Origin of the sequence: Fictibacillus norfolkensis (assembly GCF_014836645.1) — a bacterium.
In the GTDB taxonomy this organism is placed as follows: domain Bacteria; phylum Bacillota; class Bacilli; order Bacillales; family Fictibacillaceae; genus Fictibacillus; species Fictibacillus norfolkensis.
This window is the reverse complement of sequence record NZ_JACSQM010000008.1, coordinates 41,386-60,079: the sequence shown is the minus strand read 5'-3', so window position 1 is coordinate 60,079 and position 18,694 is coordinate 41,386. Positions and strand designations below refer to the sequence as shown.

Here is an 18,694-nt window from a genome sequence, read left to right as displayed (position 1 = left end):
GTTTGATGGATTTAACGGGGTTTTAATGACCATGGGTAATCATTTCTAGAAGAATGTAGATTTTCAAGCCTCTTTTTCACTTCATATGCAAGTTGATTGGAGCGGAAGTTTGCCGACTCCTATGGGACAAGCTGTCAGGTGGAGACTCCTAAAGGCACGTAGCGTGCCAGCCACCTTGCAATTTCTTCTCGTAAGGCATGCGACGAGGAAGAACGCTTCGGTAGTATTTACTTGTAGACACAGGAGCACACATACTTCTTCGTAAACCGCACGCCCCATTGAAAGCGAGCAACCTGGAGTGGAAATCAACAACTTTCAATAGCAACAAAGTAAACCAAAAAAGCCTCTTGGAAGATAACTTCAAATCTTCTCAGAGGCTTTTTTCCTTAAGAGCTTTAATTACGGGTAAGATCGGCTGTTTGCTTTTACAAGAAAAAAAATCTTTAAACGGGTCATCCACATCTTTTATCCGATCCATGATTGATGTAATAGGAAACTGTTCAGGCTTTAATGAAGTATTTACTTCACTCCAATATAGGGGAGTAGCCACTAAAGCATCGTCGTTTCCTCTTACAGAATAAGGAGCAATAATCGTTTTGCCTTCTGCGTGCTGAATGTAATCAATATAGCACCGGTGGCCACGGTTCTTTTTTAATCGTTCAATCGTAAACCATTTCGGCTCACGTTCGATTAAATATTGTGCTAGAAATTCTGTGAATAGACGTGAATCTTCAAATGTGACGGCTTGTTCAGGTAATGGAATATAGATCTGCATTCCTTTATTACCACTTGTTTTGATGAACGAGGTGAGATGTAACTTATCACAAACTTCTTTTATCATAAGCGCGGCTTCTACCGAAAGATGAAATTCCTTACGAGACGGAGGATCTAAATCCATCACGATCTCTGAGGGGTGAACATTTTCAACTGTTCGATAAGGAATGTGAAACTCAAATGCGAGCTGGTTTCCTAACCAGAGCAATGTAGATAAGTTATTACAGACGATATAATTAATATCTTCTTCCATATTCGTATGTACATATTGTGGAGCGTAATCTGGACAATTCTTTTGATAGAACTTTTCCTCACTCACACCATGAGGATATCTAATGACCGTTAAGGACCGATTCTTCAAAAAAGGCAGCATATATGGCGCTATTTGAGTTAAATAATTGATATATTCAACTTTAACAATATCGTGATCCGGCCATAATGGTTTGTTAGGACTTGTTAACGTTACGATCTCGCCGTTAACATGAAGATCTACTTGTTTTTTTGAAGACTTTCCCATGTACATTCCTCCCAGTTTGTATCAAAACGAAATGAAACAAACCTTGGCTGTCTCAATTGATTTTTGTATAGTTCTAAATACGAAAGTTCTACGCAGATTGAAGGCTCTATCATAATAAGCGTACCGTTCCTGCTCCTCATATTTTTTTTTATGATTTGAATCAACGCTTCCTTCTCTTGAGGAGAGATGCCGTGAGAGAATAATCCCACAAACTGAACGGTTCCTTCATTCATTACACCAACATGGAAAAAACCGTTTTCCGTATCATAACCCAATACGATAAAGGGATGAAATTTAAGATTTTTTACTTTGATCCATTCGTTTGTTCGAAGTCCTGGAGTCCATTTATTAGAAAGACTCTTTGCCACGATTCCTTCACTATTGTTTACTTGAACTCTTTTCATTATTTCTGATCTTGCTGAAGTAAACGGAATAAAATTAAGAAGACTTTCGGTTGAAATTTTACTGCTTTGAACACCTGCAAGCTTAAGAAGACTCTGCAAGTTTTCTTTTCGTTCAAAAAAACTCTGCCGATAAATGTAATCATCTTTACTAGCTAGCAGATCGAATGCACAATAAGAAGAAGGATTTGTTTTAGAAGCTTGTATGATTTTATCGGGTTGTTTTAATCTGCCTCTTTTTTGAATGTGTTCAAAGTTGGCTTTATTCTCGTTTTCTAGAATGCATAGTTCTCCATCTAAAAGAAGGGGGAACATGTGTTTAACATGATGCTCAATGTTTTTAAGGTGATCTGCAACTTCAGGGAAAATACCATGCAGAGGATGACCATTTCTAGATGTCATGATCACATTCGAATGATCCCAGTAAAGTAAACATCTAAAGCCATCATATTTCACTTCATATACCCACTGATCCCCTACAGGCAATTCATTTGAAAGAGAAGGGAGCATCGGTTTTAAAAAGGGTTGAATCATGAACTAGCTTTCTTCTTTGATGTTGACTTTTTCTTTTTAGGCTTTGTTTCTGTGGAATCATTGCTTTTCTTAGAACTTGTTTCTTTTGTTTTCTTACCTTTATCAGCAGTTTCTTTTCCTTTACTCTCATTGATAGAAGCTTGAAGTGCTTCCATAAGATCTACAACATTTGTTTTCGGTTTTTCTTTCGCAACTTTCACTTCATCACCAGAAATTTTTGAGTTGATTAATTCGAGAACCGCTTCACGGTATTCGTCTTCATACTTTTCAGGCTCGAACGGGGCTGTTAATTGTTCGATAAGCTGTTTGGCCATCTCAACTTCTTTTTCATTGAGTGATACTTCATCTGTTAAACCAGGAACATGATCAACATTCCTTACTTCATCGGGATAAAAGATGGTTTCCAAGACTAGACCGTTTTTATATACACGAACAGCTGCAAGGTGTTCTTTTGATCGAAGTGTGAACTTGGCAAGCCCGATCTTCCCGGTGTCTTCCATTGCTTTTTTTAAGAGGGCAAAAGATTTTGTACCGTTCTCGCCAGGTCCAACGAAATAGGAACGGTTATAAAAGATAGGATCAATTTCCTCTAACTTAATAAAATCGATGATCTCGATTGATTTATCAGAAACACCTGCTAGTTCATCAAGTTCTTCCTTTTCCACCACTACGAACTTACCGGGTTCATACTCATATCCTTTTACAATTTCTTTTGAGTCCACAGTCTCTTCACATACAGGGCAAATCTTTTCATATTGAACGGGACTATGGCATTTCTCATGTAAATATCTCATTTTAATATCTTTATTTTCAGTTGCTGCAAACAGCTTGATAGGAATATTAACAAGACCAAAGCTGATTGCACCTTTCCACATCGTGTGCATGAAAACCATCCTTTCAAAACTCATTTACAGATAGTTTCTCCATACGAATCGACATCATGTATATTTTTCCATAGTTTATACAGATTTCGACAATGCATTGTAGAAACATGCAATTTCATTCATAATAAGAATAGAGTTTTTTCAATAGGCTTTTTACTATGATTGTTGCATTGTCTTACTTTTAATAAAACGCACTAGTTGATTGTAGTGTAAGGTGTGAGACCTCTAAACAGCGCAAAGGGGCAGGAGGCTCAACACATGCCCCATGGAAAGCGAGCAAGCAACAATGTATACGAAAACAGCCTTTCAATAAAAGGGTGATAACATTGGATAGCAGTACAAACACACAATCAAATACAGAACTTGCTCAATTCTTAAACAACCAAAGAACAAGCATTGTAGAAAAATGGCTGGAAAACGTACTGTTGCCTCAAAATGACCCTTTTTATGAAGAAGTAAAAAAGAACGGTCATCAAACGATTGTAGAGCTGATCAACTTTTTGGAAACAGGTTCACTGGATAGACTGCAAGCTCTAACGAGTAAGATCGCCAAGGAACGAATTGAAGCAAAAGCGAACGTCGGAGATTTTGTTCATAACATTAATATAGGCCGGAGCATCGTCTATGAACTTTTAATGTGTTCACTCTTAAATGACCAATTGAAAGGCGATGGCGTTCTAAAAATGCAGAGGTATTTTGATCAACTTGTCTTCTTGAGTGTTCAAGAATATACAGCGCTTAAGGATTCGATCATTGACCGCAAAAACCAGTTTATCCAAGAGATGCACCACGATCGGTTAACCATGCTTGGACAGATTGCAGCCAGTTTTGCCCATGAATTTCGAAATCCACTTACTTCCGTTAAGGGCTTCATCTATCTTTTACAAAAAGAATTAGATAAGACGGACCAATCCGAGTATTATTTTGAGATCATACAAAACGAGATGCAGAGCCTTGAAGAAAAGATTACACAGTTTCTGTATTTATCAAAAATGAGAGGCTTGCAAGATAAGCTCGAGAAAGTCTCGTTATCATCACTTTTGAAGGAAATGCTTAACTTTATGTATCCGCGTTTTACTGAGACGAATATTGTAACCATTTCTCAGGTTGAAAAAGACGTGTTTACAGAGGGCGACAGTTCACAGATCAAACAGGTGTTATTAAACATCTTAGTGAATGCCGTCGAAGAATTAAGTGGCTGGAGTGGTGAGAGAAAGATTAAGGTTTCTTTAATGAAAAACGAGGACGATATGGCAGAATTATCAATCTGTAATAATGGTAACCCGATTCCTGATTATTTACTTGAGAACGTTTTTGAACCATTTGTTACGACAAAGTCACTCGGAACAGGACTTGGGCTTTCTGTTTGTAAACAGATCGTTGAAAAACATAACGGGACGATTGAAGTAAGTTCTACAAGAGATGACACTTGTTTTACGATTAAATTTCCGATCAGCTGATTCTGACAGACTAAATAGAACAAAAAAAGCTCCCTTTTATAAGGGGGCTTTTTTCGATCTTTAAAGATGATCAGGTTTTTTTGAGTATGGCTGTTTTCCTTTTTGTTTACTCTCAAGTTCTGCTTCATTCTTCAATTGATTCATTGCCTGATTATCTTCTGGGCGTTTATTGTTGTCTTTTGTATTATGGTGCGTCATAAAAATCCCTCCTGACTCTAACATCTGTCAGAAGGGGTCTCATTATTCATCATGTTTTAAGATGCTTTTTTAGGTGTATTTAAGAAGAATAGAGCAATTGTTCCAGGTCCTGCGTGAGCGCCGATCGCACAACCGATCATCGTAACTAAAATGTTCTTGTTTCCTGTTTCTTCAATGATCAAATCTTTTAAAGCTTTTGCCGTTTCCGTATCATCCGCATGACTGATTCCGATCGTAATGTCATCAAGAGATGAAGCTCTTTCTTTCATAAGTTCTACCATGCGTCCTAGAACTTTTTTCTTTCCACGCAGTTTTTCAAGTGGAAACAGCTTTCCGTCTTCCATATGAAGAACAGGCTTAATTTTTAAAAGTGTCCCCATGAGAGCTGCTGTTTTACTTACTCTGCCGCCGCGTAATAAATATTCAAGGTCATCAACGGTAAAAATATGTTCAAGGTGGTTCTGATAGTGTTGAAGCGTGTGAAGAATCTCATCAAAGGACTTTCCTTCCTTGGCTTCTTTAGCTGCTTCATAGACCATCAAACCATATCCTAATGATGCGGCTTGGCTATCAAAGACTTCTATTTGAGCATTTGGATATTCTTCAAGCACTTCATTTTTCATAAGTACAGCTGTTTGATAGGTCCCACTGATTCCTGAAGATAAAGTGATATAGATGGCAGGTTGTCCATTTCTCGCACATGAAGTTAATGTTTCTTTAATGATTGAGGGAGGAACTTGAGCTGTTTTTGGGACGGCGCCTTCCTTCATATATGTATATAACTGTTTTGGTTCGATGTTAGATCGATCTAGATACTCTTCATCATTGACCTGTACGATTAGAGGCAGCATGATAATCTCGTATTCGTCCAATAATTGTTTAGGTAGATCAGATCCTGTATCGGTTATTATGGTAGTCATTATTGTTCACCTGCTTGGCTTTTTCTATAGTTTAACTTGTGATGGAATGAAAAGGCAATGATCATGTTTGAAAAATAGCTCTTATGACTATTGACGCGGGGTATCTTTATCTGTTAAAAATGAATCTTGGATTAATGAAAAAAGGAGGGACTCTCACTCATGACAGAACGTTTTCGCTTAAAAGATCTAGGGATAACTGAACTTAAAAAGATCTTTTTTATAATCGTAGGAGCCCTGCTTAATGCCGTCTCGCTTAACATGTTCTTAATACCGGCAAAGGTTTATGCGAGTGGATTTACAGGTGTTTCTCAGCTGATTTCATCACTGCTCGTTAATACGGCTTTTCCGATCAGCACTGGTATTTTGTATTTATTATTTAATATTCCTGTGACGATTTTAGGCTGGCTGAAAGTAGGAAAGTCATTTACGGTATATAGTTTCTTGAGTGTCATCATGATCACCGCGTTTCTAGAGATCATACCTATTACAGTCGTTTCATCAGATATACTCTTGAATGCGGTTTTCGGCGGAGTTATCGCTGCCTTAGGTGTTGGTGTAACATTGAAGTATGGAGCATCAACAGGAGGACTTGATATTATCGCGATGATCTTATCAAGAATGAAGAACAAGCCAATCGGTGGTTATTTCTTTATCCTTAATGGTTTGATTATACTTGCTGCAGGTTTCCTATTCGGTTGGGAGAAGGCGTTATATACGCTTGTAGCTCTCTATGTTTCATCCCGCGTTATTGACGCTGTACATACGCGTCATGAAAAACTAACAGCGATGATCGTTACGAAGAAGGGTAATGAGATCCAAGAAGCCATTCACGGAAAAATGGTTCGTGGCATTACAATAGTACCCGCAAAAGGCGCATTCTCTAAGCAAGATAAAGAGATGCTCATCATCGTAATCACACGCTATGAATTATATGATCTAGAGCAAGTGCTTAAAGAGGTAGATCCGAATGCCTTCACAAATATCGTTCACACAACAGGCATCTACGGCTTCTTCAGAAATGACTAAGGGGTCTGACCCCATACAATTACAAACCATTCATTTTTGTACACACGGTATGGACAAGGTCCATACAGTGTGTTTTTTTGCGAATATTTTCAATAAAAACACCATATAAAGGTAAAAATGAAAGTGAGGTGATTGAAAACATGAAGTCATTTAAAACATCCGTTATCGCTTTACTAATTGTATGTACCATTATCTTCTTACTGTCAGCTTGTAACAAAGAAGAGGATAAGCCTAAAGGTAAACCCGGTGAAGTAACTTCTCAACTCAGTCCCGTTCTATCCATCCAGCAAAGAAACGATGGGATTGATGTGCTCGCCGTTCTTGAGAATCATAGCAATCATACGGTAACTTTATCTTTTAATCGTTCAAAGATGTTTGATGTGGCGATCTTGGATTCTTCGAAAAAAGAAGTCTTCAGACATTCTAAAGGAAAGAACTACGAGAAGAAACGAGAGGACGTACATATAAAAGCTGGGGCAAGTCATATTTGGAAAACAAAGTGGAAGATTTCTGCAGAGAATAATAAAGCAGGTATATATACGGTTAAAGCTAATTTTCTACCTAATAAAATAGCACCAGGATCATTGAGAACGAAGAGTCTAACAGTTGAAGAAACGCTTACTCTTCAAGGCGGATCTGAAGAAAAGATGAATAATACATTTCGAAAAATACACTTTTCAGGGAAAGACGGTACTTACAAAGTATCAGGAGAAGCAAGAGTGTTTGAAGGCTCATTTGCCTATTCTGTTTCTGATGGTCATAACGTTTTTATTGAAAAGAGTGAAAGAATTGAGAAAGGCGGACCAGATTGGGCTCCATTTTCGTTTGAAGTTAAAATTCCAGAGGATGATCTGCCTATAAACGGTACGCTCATGCTCGAACTGTTTTACTATAGTCCTAAGAACGGGGAAAGAGCAGATACACTAGCGGTGCCGCTTCAGTCTTTTAAATAAAAAAAATTTCCACAAAAAATCACCAACAAAAAACCAGCCCGGTCGTAAAGGCTGGTGTAAACAACTTAAGCATTTTCTTCTAATGCTTTTTGAATTTCTGGCATCAATTCGTTCCAGTCACTGTCGTTTGTTTTATTTACTGTAATAAAGTTTTCAAAACCAAAAATCGATTCTACTCCATCAATGGATAACAGTGCTTTAGCAAGTGGGGAGTCTGAATCATCACCTACACGTGCAGAAAGTCTTCCTTCTAAAAATTTCTCTGAACCATCAAATTTGATTGCGTTAGGGTTCGGTGTTGGTTGGATCGAAAATTCTACTGCCATTACGAACACTCCTTCAAATAATAGTATTAAAAATGAAATGCATATCTCTTAGAGATGATATCATGGAAATCCAATGAATTGTACAGATGCTTCGTAACAGAGTTGTTGATCCCTGTTTCAAGTTCAATGGATTTGATACCATCTCTCTCAGCCCAATAGATCAAGTGTAACAAAAGTTTACGTGCGATTCCTCTGTTGCGATGCTTTTCATGTACATAAAGCTCATTCAACCAAAGATAAGGTCCACCGATACGAAGACTTACTCCTAAGTTAAAGAAGGCAAGTCCGATAACAGAATTTTCTTCTTCTGCAATGATGATTCCGCTTTTCTCTGGGTTTTCAAGCGCCATTTTAATACCAGCAAACGTTCTGGTTTTTTCTTCTGGCTCACCATCCATCGTACGCTGCTGTAAGAATAAATGCGCAATTTCTTCAATGATATGAGATTCAGCTTCATTCGTTACGCGATATATTTTCATACAATGCCCCCAAAATTACTCTAAAAACATAAGATATCTTCTTCACATAACACATTATAACAAAAATAATGGAGGTTTGACGTTTGATAAATGGTAATTTCTTTCGAATAGTTTAATTAGAGATATTCAATAGAGGAGATGAGTAAGAAATGAAGACTCTTGTTTGTTTTGGAGACAGCATCACTTCAAAAGAAAAGAGTAAAGATGGCTCACTTAGATTAACTTCCCGTTTGAGACAAGAATTAACCGAGTGGGTTGTAATGAATGCTGGGATACCTGCAGAGACGACTAGAGCTGCCCTTGTGAGACTGCAAGATGACGTTCTTCGGCATCATCCTGATTTTGTCACCATTCTTTTTGGTGCCAACGATTCGAGCGATCATAGACTTATTCCATTAAAAGAATACGAAAAGAACCTAACCTATATGGTAAATAAAATCGGAGCGGATAAAGTCATCTTGATCAGTCCAGCTCCCGTGTTTGAAGACCAACAGAAAGCTCGGACGAATGATAGGATGAAAAAATATGCACAAACCGTTAAAAAAGTAGCGAAACTTGAGGGGACATCTTATATACCATTGTTTGAAACACTAGTTGATAAGAACATTCAAAAATATGTAATTGATGATGGTCTTCATTTTAATAAATTTGGATATGAACAGCTTAGTGAACTTGTGTTAAGAAAAATTAAAACTTTGACTGCCATCACATTTCCAAAAAAACAGCTTTCTCCTTGAAATAGAGAAAGCTGTTCCTTTTAACTATTTAGTTTAGGCGATCAGGGTTTTCTTCCAACAAGCTCTCTGCGTCTTCTAAACTTAAGCCAGTTGCTTGAGTAAATGACTGAGGCTGACTTGTTTCCGAGTGCTGCTGGTTTTCTGCATGTTGTGAACCAGAATTCACATGAGACGAAACACCAGAGTGTCTATCCAATTCTTTTTGAAATTCAGCCAATTGAGCACGCTCTGCATCAGAAGAATTAGCCATTGCAGAAGAAAGAGCATTCTGTGCTACTTCTTTGTCATGACCAGAAAGTTCAGCATGATCGGCATTTCCGCTGTTAGAAATCTGGTTATTTAATTCATGAGTTGAATGTTGAACCTTTCCTACAGCTTGTTGAACGGCATTTCTCGCGATTTGAAATAGTCTGTTTGCCATCGTTATATGCCTCCTAATGAATTTCTTTCTTCTTTTTCGCGTTTGCGACCTTGTTGCTCATCTTTACTAAAAGCCATTGTTGTTTCCTGACTCACCATATCGGCACCTTGCTTAGTAGCACGTTTGGATCGACTCTTTTTACTCATTGGAATTCCTCCTTTTCTCCCGTACGTTTAGTTTTTACTGTAAGAAGTACAATATGTAATCAGAAGGATCAAATGCTTAAAAAAGAAATGGAAAAAAGATCTTCAGCTGAGGTTCAGCTTGAAGATCTTTATCATTTTAAACAAGTTTTAAGATGTTTTTTAAATAATGAGCAATGCCTTCTTCTTCATTTGTAAGTGTTACATAATTAGCACGTGCTTTAAGTTCATCAATGGCATTTCCCATCGCAACACCATGACCTGCATATTCAATCATCTCAAAGTCGTTGTCTTCATCACCAAAAGCTACAATCCGATCTTGTGGGACATTGTAATATTCAGCAATCTTTTTAAGACCAGTGGCTTTGCTGATACCAGAACGAATGACTTCAATGATGTTCCATGGTGCAGCCCATACTCTTTGATCAACAACTTCAGCATGTTCTTTTTGGAGCATCGCTCTTAACTCTGGAATGTGATGATCTTCTGGATGAACTAGAATAGCCGTCGGATCATCTTGCAAGGTTTTATGAAGATCGCCAATCTGGAGAGGATTTTCATTCATGATGAATGTATTCACAATCACTTCATCGGGTTTCTTTAAATAGACATCATCAAGAACCTCGACCATGATGTTCTTCACTTTAAACGTCTCACATGCTGAAATAATACGTTTTGCAACGTCTAGTTCGAGCGGAGAGTGGTGAATACCGAACCCTGCGTCATGCGGATGATGAACAAAAGCGCCATTAAAATTCACAATCGGAGTGTTGAGTTCTAACTCCTCATAATACATGTTAGATGAACGAAATGGGCGACCAGTGGAAATGCAAACATGATGACCATGATCGATCAGTTGAAAAAGTAGTTCTTTTGTTTTTCTTGGAATTTTTTTCTCATCATTTAATAAGGTTCCATCAAGATCTAATGCAATTAAGTAAGGTTGAGTCACGAAAGTACCTGCCTTTTTTAGGATGCTTATATAAAGTGTATTATTTTACATACAAAAAGTCTATTCATACAGGGCGTCTTTCATGAAAAAGAAACATGTCTCATGATAAGATGGAAAAAAAGAGAAAGAGGAGAGATATACACATGGTGTCAATACAAAAAGGAACGGTCGGCGATATTCCTTTTTTACTTGCGGAAAAACCAGAGAATGCAGGTAAACCGTTGCCGCTTTTCATTTTCATACACGGATATACGAGTGCAAAAGAACATAATTTACATTTTGCTTATTCACTAGCTGAAAAAGATTTTCGAGTAATCTTACCAGATGCCCTACATCATGGAGAGCGAATCGTGGCGAATCCACCCAAGTCGATGGAATATGACTTTTGGAACATCGTTCAACAAGGCATTCAAGATGTAAATACTATTATGGATTGGGCAACAGAAAACGAGTTTGTTCTAGAAGATCAAGTAGCTGTCGGTGGAACTTCAATGGGGGCTATCATCACTTACGGATCACTCGTTAACAATCCGAAGATCAGTGCTGGATGTGCACTTATGGGAACGCCAGCTCATGAGAAATTTGCAAGATGGCAGGTCGAAAGAATTCAAAATGCAGGTTACGATATTCCTCTCACAGTTGAAGAGCTTGAGAATTCTATTACTTCCTTAAAGGATTACGACCTGACACGTAACCTTGACAGGCTAAACAATCGTCCGTTATTTATTTGGCATAGTGAAGTTGATGCTGTAATTCCATATGAGTTCGCAAAGCCATACGTACAAACCTTAACCGAGAAGAATAGTGCATCTGTGTACATGAACGACAAAACTTCTGGTCATAAAGTTTCACGTGCTGCCTATTTAAACGCAGTAGAGTGGATCGCACAACAATTAAAAGCAAAAAAAGAAACGGTGTAAGTACTACCCCGTTTCTTCTAGCTTTAGCCGATATGTTCGTTTAGGCTGATACATATGATCGATTTCGTCAATTTGCTTTTGCAGAGAATGCATGATACGCAGGGAAAAAACTCCCTGTTCGTTAAATTCTTCTGGGATGTCGGTAATGGTTACTTTATAGCCGGAACGGTGGTAATATTCATAAGAAACCTTCATTCGATCAACATCCTTTCCATAATTTAAAAAAATAATAACAAAGATAGGTGAAAAAGTAAACTGAAAAGTGTTTATATTCTGAAAATTAAAAGAGGTGAAATTTTGCCGGTTACTAAACGAACACCACTACCAGTTGCAGAGGCTGTAAATAAAATCATGAATCACACCCGATTTTGGGGAATTGAAGATGTTTCGATCACCGAGTGTGATCATCGTATATTGGCAGAGAATCTTACAGCTACCCATGATGTTCCTCCTTTTAATCGTTCTCCTTATGATGGATTCGCTATTCGTTCAAGTGATTCGAAACATGCATCAATGAATCATCCCATCACATTGAAGGTTGTAGAAACAATTGGAGCAGGACAAGTTGCAGAACATGAAATAGAAAGCGGAATGGCAGTTCGGATTATGACAGGAGCCAAAATTCCCGATGGTGCTGATGCAGTTATCATGTTAGAACTAGTAAAAGAGCTTATTATTGATGGCGAAACCCATATCCAAATTAAAAGATCTGTTAAAAAGGATGAGAACATTTCTTTTCAAGGTGAAGACACACAAGAGGGCACTGTTTTAGTGAAAGCAGGAACTAAGATCACGCCAGGAATTGTTGCAATTCTTGCCACGTTCGGATACCACACTGTTTCAGTTTACAAAAGGCCAGTTGTTGGCATTCTTTCAACAGGAACAGAACTACTTGACGTAAATGAAGATCTGCAACCAGGAAAAATAAGAAACAGCAATGCATACATGTGTGCAGCTCAAGTTAGAGCGATGGGTGCAGAAGTTAGAATCTATCAACATCGTGAAGACAATTTTGACTCTTTGTATAAAAGCATCAAGGAATCACTGCAAGAGACCGATGTTTTGATCACAACAGGAGGAGTATCTGTTGGAGATTATGATTTTCTTCCGGAAGTATACAAAAAGCTCGGTGCAGAAGTTCTATTTAATAAGGTTGCCATGCGACCAGGCAGTGTAACGACCGTTGCGGTCTTCGAAGAAAAATGGCTTTTTGGACTTTCTGGAAACCCTTCAGCTTGTTTTGTTGGCGCTGAACTTTTTGTGAGGCCTGTGATCTTAAAAGGAATGAATATGCTAAAGCCACACTGCAGAGTTACAAAGGCTACACTTTCAAGGGATTTTCCAAAACCAAATCCGTTTACGCGATTTGTTAGGGCTACTTTATCTGAGGAGATCGATGGAAACGTTGTAAAACCAGCTGGTCTAGATAAGTCCAGTTCTGTCTCCTCTTTAGTTGAAGCGAATTGTCTGATCGCTTTGCCTGGAGGTACGCGGGGGTGGGAAAAGGGAAGCGAAGTTGGTGTAATCACTTGGCATGGCGAAGGGAGCGAATGGCCGTGGGATCACCCGTTATTCTCCAAGTCGTCGGCTATCAAAACAGTGGAAAAACAACTTTAATCAGTAAGCTACTTAAGGAGTTAGGGAAATGCCACCTGCAGGTTGGAGTCATTAAACACCATGGTCACGGAGATCGTGTAGATTTTAATGATGTTGGAAAAGATACAGAGCAACATAGAGATGCTGGTGCCTATATAACATGTGTTACTTCTTCTAATAACTCTATATTAACCATAAATTCAGAATTACCATTGAATAAAGCAATCGCCCTAAACGAAACAATTGAAATGGATTGTATTCTAATAGAAGGATATAAACATACTCCGTTTCCTCGAGTCATTCTTTTGCGAAACGAGATAGAAGATATGGATCTTGTGCTGAATTCTCATGAAGTGATTGCAGCCATACATTCCAATAAACCTAAGGGTGCTATTTTGCAGGAATTAAATAGCCCCCAATTCATACGGGACGATGAAGAAGGATGGCTGAACTGTTTAATCACCTACATCACTCAGGAACATCGAAGGAGAGTGGATCATGAAAATGTTTAAGATAACATCTGAACCAATAAATAATCAAGACGTTATTGATTCTGTCGTTCACCATAATGCAGGAGCTATTTCTGTATTCATCGGTACGGTTAGAGAAATGACAGGACAAAAACAAACCAAATTCCTTCATTATGAAGCTTATGTACCTATGGCCGAAAAACAACTTGAAAGAATTGGAACCGAAATTCAAGAAAAATGGCCTAGTGCGATCACGGCGATTACACATCGAATTGGAACGCTGCAAATATCCGATATCGCAGTAACGATCGCAGTATCTACTCCTCATCGACAAGATGCTTTTGAAGCAAGTCGTTATGCGATTGAGCGCATCAAGGAGATAGTGCCCATCTGGAAAAAGGAGCATTATACGGACGGGGAAGAGTGGATAGGTAATCAAAAAGGTACAAAAACTTATCCTGCTGGACATCCAGAGGGGGTTGTAAAATGATGATCAACATCTTATTGTTTGCAGATTTAGCTCAGCAAGCCGAAACAGAAAGAATTTCGATTGAAGTTCATTTTCCTCTTAACGTAGAAGAAGTAAGAACCTTGTTGCAAAATGAAGTCGGTAAACTTTCTGGTATTGAAAATGCATTACTTGCTGTAAATGAGGAATATGTAGAGTTAACAGATCAAGTGAATGATGGTGACACTGTAGCTTTCATACCTCCTGTTAGTGGGGGTTGATGAGCCAAAAGCAAATGGGAAGTTTAAGGAACCTGCCACTTGTTAGTCTGCAGGTTTCTTTTTAATTTGCTCAAAGTTTTATATACTCCTCAGCTTTTATGCTCGTTCCTCAGCTTTTTTGATCGTTCGCGAATTTCCACGCTCGTTATTTGGCCGACAAGAAAGACAGAAATTCTGATTATTAACGATATGACCTTGAAAAAAACCATCTACACAAAATAACTGCACACCACAAATTGAACATGTTCCAACTAGTTCCTTCATACCTTCATCTCCTTCGCTTTAAACGGTTTGACTTTTTCATACGAGGAAGCGCTGATGCCGGCTGTTTACGAAGCCACTTTAAGAATTTTTTAAGTTCAGGAGTATCCCTTAGTTTTTCAATCGTGCTGTATAGTGATGCTAGTTCAGAATTTGTATACAAAAAATGAATCTGTTTATGACAGGGAGCACAAAGATTTGCTGTTTCTGAAAATCTGCCGCCTTCTTCTTTTGGAATCAAGTGATGAACGGTTAATTCTACTGGTTCTCTTCTACAAAGTTCACATGTACCTTTCTCCACGCTTTACTCAATCCCTTCAAGTTGATGAATATCTGTCTATAGATAAATGTACCATCTTCTTTTACTCTGAATAGGATGTGGTAGAAGGAGGGGGTAATATGTATCCACAACCATATCCATATGGAGCTTCACAAAATTTTGGTGGACAATCGGCGGGAATGGGTCGGTCACCATTTAAAAAAATGTATAAAACATGCTTAAAAAACAAAAATCAGCATGTGCAATTAATGTTGATGGATGGTGCAGCATATACAGGTTTTATTGAATATGTCGACCAGCAGAACGTCTATTTTGCCATACCGTATGTAGAAGAAACGCAAGAAAATCGAAACCCAGAAGCGCAGTATGATGTAAGGGGATATCAGATCTATCGATGTATGTTTCCGCTTCATGCTGTGGCAGGGGTAAACGGGGCATTTTAAGGGAAATTTTGATGGAATCCTTCTTTTTTTAGCAAGAGTTATCAATGAGAGCGCGGGTAACCTATAAAAGAAAGGAGGTACATCAACATATGGGGCAGCATAAACATTTTAAACATGGTCAGAAAGCACCCAATAACGGGATGTATGTAGAGATCGGTGAGACGGGGAGTTTGGTAAATGATCCGCAACAGATTCATTTATCAGCCGGAGATCGATTTCCAGAAACAACGAATCATAACAGAGTTTGGACATATAAACGAAAGCCATAGCAAAAATAAAAACCCGGCATATAAACCGGGTTTTTATTTTATATCTCTTCGCTTTTTGCCGGCAATAACTCACCAAGAATAGAAATTATGACTGTAAACACTACTCCGAAAATACAAGCTTTAACGAAATCGAATGTTCCGCCTTGCATTGAAACGAGCACATAAAAAATCATATTACTTAATAATAAAGACCAGATTAACGTCCAAATATAACGCATGCCACATTCACCTCTTTATGTAAACGAATTCTTTACCCTTCTGTATAGTAACAAAAGTTGAGATAAAGGGAAAGATTCTTTATGTAAATAATCGTCCAATAAGCCTTAAATGTTAAAAATTTTCATAAATTGTTCAAGCTTAACAGGATAAGGGACGGTTGCGAAGAAGAAGGTACACACTTAATTCAGGTTTCATGGAGGGATCTTTTAGTATGGAAGAAAAGTTGAAAGAGTTGAAAGCGTTGGAAGAACAGGAAGAGAAGAATTTAACGGTTGAAGGAAAACAAACGTTAGAAAAACTGAAAAAAGAACTAAATACTTAGGCAGATAACTTTAGCTAAATTTTTTCCCCTGCATACATTAGTTAAGAAAAGCGAATTCGAGGGGAGAAATGTGAGTATCGACAAACGCACTTTCCAAATAGACAATCAATGGAATATCATACACCTACCAAAGCAGCCGAACGGTTTTGCCGTGATGATCATCGGTGATTGCAGTCATTATGTTGATGAGCATACAAGTCTTTGGAAACAAAACACTGAACGTGCAAACCTCATTCAATCCCTCAAAAATCAAGGATATACCATTTTTTATTCTAATCTATACGGAAGACATTGGGGTAGTCCGAAAGCAGTCATTCTGGCAAAACGACTTTACCACTATGTGATGAAGCATGAAACTTTAAACCCGAATATTCATTTGATCGCAGAGGGTATGGGATCACTTGTTGCACTGCAGCTCATGGAGGATATGGAAAAAAATATACGCTCATCCTTATTTATCAATCCATGTATCGATTTGCAGCACCATTTCAAACATGAAAGACAGAACCGATTATTTTTCAAACGACTGATTCGAGAAATCATAACAGCTTACGATACAGAAGAAGATATAGAATTACTCATTCATAATCTACCTCAAACCAATCACTTTACAGCGACTACACCAGTTCAAATATGGCATGCGGCACGTGGTGTTGCATTTAATTTTAAAGACCACAGCAGACCTTATGAGAAGAGAAGACAAGAATTAGCAGCACCTATTTCACTTTCTATACATGTTCCTGAAGCTACGTTTAATCCGGCAAGGGCCTTTCAAGAATTTTTTAAAAACCATGAAAAAGTGTTGTAGAAACCTCATTATGTGAATGCTGTAATGGGGTTTTTGTGTGTAAAAAAAGTATCGTATTCTTTTGGGTAAGACCATAGGATAGTAAGAGGAGAAAAATGGACTGGAGGCTCTTACATGAAAAAGGCATTTGTAACAGGAGCGGCAGGGTTTATCGGTTACCATTTATGCAGCCGTTTGTTGGATGAAGAAGTGGACGTCGTCGGCATAGATATGGCAGAATCTCCAGACCGGATTGATTTCATTGCTCGTCATGCCGGATTTAAGTACCTTCCTTATGATATAAACGAAACGGATCTTGAACCACATACAAATGACTGTGATGTGATTTTCCATCTCGCTTGTTCAGTCAAGCCAACAGCACCATGGGCTAATATAGAAGATGAAGTACAGCGGAACGTCTCTGTTCTTAAAAAAGTCGCAACGTTAGCCAACAGTGAAACGAAGTTGATCTATGTATCATCCTATGATGTATACGGAAAACGTCAAGGAGATGTTTTGGAAACTTCACCAAAAAATCCCGAGTCACTTTTTGGTCTAATTAAGCTAACAGAAGAAAATATCGTGAAACAACTTGCTGAACAGCATGATTTTCCATTCGTTATCATGAGATTGCCAACTGTATATGGACCCGGTCAGCCTGAACATCATACGTACCAACAGGTAATATCCACAGAAGATCAAGATCAGGAAAGGAACGATTCGATATCAAAAGATTCAGTTACAGAAGATGTACTCTTTGTGGATGACGCCGCTGAAGCATTATTCTTGGCAGGTAAATCAGCTGCAAAAAATGAAATCTACAACATAGCAAGTGGCAACCAGAACCAATGGCTTGAAGGGTTAACCGAATTAAAAGCCGACCAAATAACATTCAAAGAAAAAAGAAAGATGCGGATAAAAGGTGAGAAAGCGGAAAATGAACTCGGGTTTCGTGCTAAAACAAAAATAAAAGAAGGTATCATGAAACAGATTATGCATTTTAGAAATAGAAATAAAAAATCAAAGCCCAATTCTAAAGAGATTTGACAAATGAAGGTGATCCTGATGATTTTTAAGGATCACCTTTTAGTATTTAATTTAGTGAATGATGTTTGTTGGAGAGAGGGTATATAGAAGTCTAATCTTTGTCGTTATGTGTCGACTCGCCGATAAATGAGGAAAACTCGCTGAATTAATGCAAAAACTCGCCGGATTATAATCAATATTTCTAGAATTATTTCTTAAATTTCTTGAATTAATTGTATAGATACCCCAGCCGGTATAATGAATCCTCGGGATTAGCGCAGGAGTAGATGACTATTATGGAAAAAAAATCACCGAGATCGGGGAAAAGCTCCAAACTGGGTCGTAAAATAATCACAAAACGTTTATCCACCGTTCATTTTTCTTTATAATAGATAATGGGTTAAAAACCGTGTACATAAAGTGAAGGAGGAACTTGAAAATGGATACAGAACGCAACATGAAATTTATGCAGATCGCTATGTCGCATATGCCAGAAGCACAAGCCTTTTTAGAGAAAAAAGGAATTGAGATCGGCATGGAAGATGTGCAGCCGATGCTTCAGCTCTTAATGAACGTGATGAATGATGCTTACGAACTTGGAAAAGAAGAAAAATAAGAAATAAACAAAGAAAAGCCAACCAGCTCGG

Annotated in this window: 28 protein-coding genes; 14 read left to right on the top strand and 14 right to left on the bottom strand. The window is 38.1% G+C overall.

Annotation, left to right across the window (positions count from 1 at the left end; all coding sequences use genetic code 11):
* Positions 1-370 precede the first annotated feature (370 nt).
* From ligD to ku, 3 genes are read right to left on the bottom strand one after another with little or no spacing between them, the layout of a single operon-like run.
* Positions 371-1,291, bottom strand: a complete 921-nt coding sequence (ligD, locus tag H9648_RS20750) for a non-homologous end-joining DNA ligase (protein WP_225218949.1) — start codon at positions 1,289-1,291, stop codon at positions 371-373.
* Entirely contained in the window at positions 1,264-2,226 is a 963-nt protein-coding gene (locus H9648_RS20745) for an ATP-dependent DNA ligase (protein ID WP_225218948.1), read from the bottom strand. The genes ligD and H9648_RS20745 overlap by 28 nt, the downstream gene beginning before the upstream one ends.
* Positions 2,223-3,110, bottom strand: coding sequence for a non-homologous end joining protein Ku (gene ku, locus H9648_RS16425; RefSeq protein ID WP_191754893.1), 888 nt, complete (start codon positions 3,108-3,110; stop codon positions 2,223-2,225). Before ku ends, H9648_RS20745 begins: the two co-directional genes overlap by 4 nt.
* 326 nt (positions 3,111-3,436) lie before the next feature.
* On the opposite strand from ku, the gene H9648_RS16420 reads away from it, so the two are divergent.
* Positions 3,437-4,570: a histidine kinase N-terminal domain-containing protein gene (locus H9648_RS16420; RefSeq protein ID WP_191754892.1), complete on the top strand. Its 1,134-nt coding sequence runs from the start codon at positions 3,437-3,439 to the stop codon at positions 4,568-4,570.
* Positions 4,571-4,630: 60 nt separating this feature from the next.
* Here H9648_RS16420 and H9648_RS16415 read toward each other — a convergent pair whose 3' ends face one another.
* Both H9648_RS16415 and H9648_RS16410 read right to left on the bottom strand, forming a co-directional pair.
* Positions 4,631-4,768 (bottom strand): hypothetical protein, encoded by a 138-nt coding sequence (locus tag H9648_RS16415; protein WP_186320546.1) that lies wholly within the window; start codon positions 4,766-4,768, stop codon positions 4,631-4,633.
* Positions 4,769-4,824: 56 nt separating this feature from the next.
* On the bottom strand, positions 4,825-5,688 hold the full coding sequence (locus tag H9648_RS16410) for a DegV family protein (protein ID WP_225218947.1): 864 nt from the start codon (positions 5,686-5,688) through the stop codon (positions 4,825-4,827).
* A gap of 159 nt (positions 5,689-5,847) precedes the next feature.
* On the opposite strand from H9648_RS16410, the gene H9648_RS16405 reads away from it, so the two are divergent.
* A complete protein-coding gene (locus H9648_RS16405) occupies positions 5,848-6,714 on the top strand; it encodes a YitT family protein (protein WP_144701185.1) in 867 nt (288 codons plus the stop codon).
* Positions 6,715-6,854: 140 nt separating this feature from the next.
* On the top strand, positions 6,855-7,667 hold the full coding sequence (locus tag H9648_RS16400) for a BsuPI-related putative proteinase inhibitor (protein ID WP_191754891.1): 813 nt from the start codon (positions 6,855-6,857) through the stop codon (positions 7,665-7,667).
* A gap of 65 nt (positions 7,668-7,732) precedes the next feature.
* Here H9648_RS16400 and H9648_RS16395 read toward each other — a convergent pair whose 3' ends face one another.
* Both H9648_RS16395 and H9648_RS16390 read right to left on the bottom strand, forming a co-directional pair.
* Positions 7,733-7,993: a NifU N-terminal domain-containing protein gene (locus H9648_RS16395; protein ID WP_066393044.1), complete on the bottom strand. Its 261-nt coding sequence runs from the start codon at positions 7,991-7,993 to the stop codon at positions 7,733-7,735.
* A 26-nt stretch (positions 7,994-8,019) separates the two neighbouring features.
* Positions 8,020-8,472, bottom strand: coding sequence for a GNAT family N-acetyltransferase (locus H9648_RS16390; protein ID WP_144701181.1), 453 nt, complete (start codon positions 8,470-8,472; stop codon positions 8,020-8,022).
* A gap of 149 nt (positions 8,473-8,621) precedes the next feature.
* Here H9648_RS16390 and H9648_RS16385 point away from each other — a divergent pair, with 149 nt between their 5' ends.
* On the top strand, positions 8,622-9,209 hold the full coding sequence (locus H9648_RS16385; protein ID WP_191754890.1) for a GDSL-type esterase/lipase family protein: 588 nt from the start codon (positions 8,622-8,624) through the stop codon (positions 9,207-9,209).
* Between the two features lie 28 nt (positions 9,210-9,237).
* Here the strand turns inward: H9648_RS16385 and H9648_RS21085 are convergent, their stop codons facing one another.
* The 3 genes from H9648_RS21085 to H9648_RS16370 all read right to left on the bottom strand — a co-directional run bounded on the left by H9648_RS21085 (position 9,238) and on the right by H9648_RS16370 (position 10,725).
* The gene (locus H9648_RS21085) at positions 9,238-9,630 is read right to left on the bottom strand and encodes a DUF3813 domain-containing protein (protein WP_191754889.1); all 393 of its coding nucleotides are present in this window, start codon (positions 9,628-9,630) and stop codon (positions 9,238-9,240) included.
* A 2-nt stretch (positions 9,631-9,632) separates the two neighbouring features.
* Positions 9,633-9,776, bottom strand: coding sequence for a hypothetical protein (locus H9648_RS16375; RefSeq protein WP_191754888.1), 144 nt, complete (start codon positions 9,774-9,776; stop codon positions 9,633-9,635).
* Between the two features lie 136 nt (positions 9,777-9,912).
* Positions 9,913-10,725, bottom strand: coding sequence for a Cof-type HAD-IIB family hydrolase (locus tag H9648_RS16370; RefSeq protein ID WP_191754887.1), 813 nt, complete (start codon positions 10,723-10,725; stop codon positions 9,913-9,915).
* Positions 10,726-10,868: 143 nt separating this feature from the next.
* On the opposite strand from H9648_RS16370, the gene H9648_RS16365 reads away from it, so the two are divergent.
* A complete protein-coding gene (locus tag H9648_RS16365; RefSeq protein WP_191754886.1) occupies positions 10,869-11,645 on the top strand; it encodes a prolyl oligopeptidase family serine peptidase in 777 nt (258 codons plus the stop codon).
* 3 nt (positions 11,646-11,648) lie between these two features.
* On the opposite strand, the gene H9648_RS16360 is transcribed toward H9648_RS16365, so the two are convergent.
* Positions 11,649-11,840: a hypothetical protein gene (locus tag H9648_RS16360; protein WP_137789879.1), complete on the bottom strand. Its 192-nt coding sequence runs from the start codon at positions 11,838-11,840 to the stop codon at positions 11,649-11,651.
* A 102-nt stretch (positions 11,841-11,942) separates the two neighbouring features.
* On the opposite strand from H9648_RS16360, the gene H9648_RS16355 reads away from it, so the two are divergent.
* The 4 genes from H9648_RS16355 to moaD are packed head-to-tail and all read left to right on the top strand — an operon-like array spanning position 11,943 to position 14,440.
* Entirely contained in the window at positions 11,943-13,262 is a 1,320-nt protein-coding gene (locus H9648_RS16355; protein WP_225218946.1) for a molybdopterin molybdotransferase MoeA, read from the top strand.
* Positions 13,202-13,753, top strand: a complete 552-nt coding sequence (gene mobB, locus H9648_RS16350; RefSeq protein WP_191754885.1) for a molybdopterin-guanine dinucleotide biosynthesis protein B — start codon at positions 13,202-13,204, stop codon at positions 13,751-13,753. Before H9648_RS16355 ends, mobB begins: the two co-directional genes overlap by 61 nt.
* Positions 13,746-14,201, top strand: a complete 456-nt coding sequence (locus H9648_RS16345) for a molybdenum cofactor biosynthesis protein MoaE (protein WP_404825766.1) — start codon at positions 13,746-13,748, stop codon at positions 14,199-14,201. The genes mobB and H9648_RS16345 overlap by 8 nt, the downstream gene beginning before the upstream one ends.
* Positions 14,201-14,440: a molybdopterin converting factor subunit 1 gene (moaD, locus tag H9648_RS16340; protein WP_191754947.1), complete on the top strand. Its 240-nt coding sequence runs from the start codon at positions 14,201-14,203 to the stop codon at positions 14,438-14,440. Before H9648_RS16345 ends, moaD begins: the two co-directional genes overlap by 1 nt.
* 96 nt (positions 14,441-14,536) lie before the next feature.
* Here the strand turns inward: moaD and H9648_RS16335 are convergent, their stop codons facing one another.
* Positions 14,537-14,704 (bottom strand): hypothetical protein, encoded by a 168-nt coding sequence (locus H9648_RS16335; protein ID WP_191754883.1) that lies wholly within the window; start codon positions 14,702-14,704, stop codon positions 14,537-14,539.
* A 4-nt stretch (positions 14,705-14,708) separates the two neighbouring features.
* Positions 14,709-15,002, bottom strand: coding sequence for an HNH endonuclease (locus H9648_RS16330; RefSeq protein ID WP_191754882.1), 294 nt, complete (start codon positions 15,000-15,002; stop codon positions 14,709-14,711).
* Between the two features lie 98 nt (positions 15,003-15,100).
* Between H9648_RS16330 and H9648_RS16325 the strand changes: the two genes are divergently transcribed.
* Both H9648_RS16325 and H9648_RS16320 read left to right on the top strand, forming a co-directional pair.
* The gene (locus tag H9648_RS16325; RefSeq protein ID WP_191754881.1) at positions 15,101-15,424 is read left to right on the top strand and encodes a hypothetical protein; all 324 of its coding nucleotides are present in this window, start codon (positions 15,101-15,103) and stop codon (positions 15,422-15,424) included.
* Between the two features lie 89 nt (positions 15,425-15,513).
* Positions 15,514-15,693, top strand: a complete 180-nt coding sequence (locus H9648_RS16320) for a YjzC family protein (protein WP_191754880.1) — start codon at positions 15,514-15,516, stop codon at positions 15,691-15,693.
* 38 nt (positions 15,694-15,731) lie between these two features.
* On the opposite strand, the gene H9648_RS16315 is transcribed toward H9648_RS16320, so the two are convergent.
* On the bottom strand, positions 15,732-15,911 hold the full coding sequence (locus H9648_RS16315) for a YjzD family protein (RefSeq protein ID WP_066393075.1): 180 nt from the start codon (positions 15,909-15,911) through the stop codon (positions 15,732-15,734).
* 393 nt (positions 15,912-16,304) lie between these two features.
* Here H9648_RS16315 and H9648_RS16310 point away from each other — a divergent pair, with 393 nt between their 5' ends.
* From H9648_RS16310 to H9648_RS16300, 3 genes are all read left to right on the top strand, one after another.
* On the top strand, positions 16,305-17,042 hold the full coding sequence (locus H9648_RS16310; RefSeq protein ID WP_191754879.1) for an alpha/beta hydrolase: 738 nt from the start codon (positions 16,305-16,307) through the stop codon (positions 17,040-17,042).
* A 114-nt stretch (positions 17,043-17,156) separates the two neighbouring features.
* The gene (locus H9648_RS16305; protein WP_191754878.1) at positions 17,157-18,068 is read left to right on the top strand and encodes an NAD-dependent epimerase/dehydratase family protein; all 912 of its coding nucleotides are present in this window, start codon (positions 17,157-17,159) and stop codon (positions 18,066-18,068) included.
* A gap of 418 nt (positions 18,069-18,486) precedes the next feature.
* Entirely contained in the window at positions 18,487-18,663 is a 177-nt protein-coding gene (locus H9648_RS16300; RefSeq protein WP_066393080.1) for a ComZ family protein, read from the top strand.
* Positions 18,664-18,694: the final 31 nt, after the last annotated feature.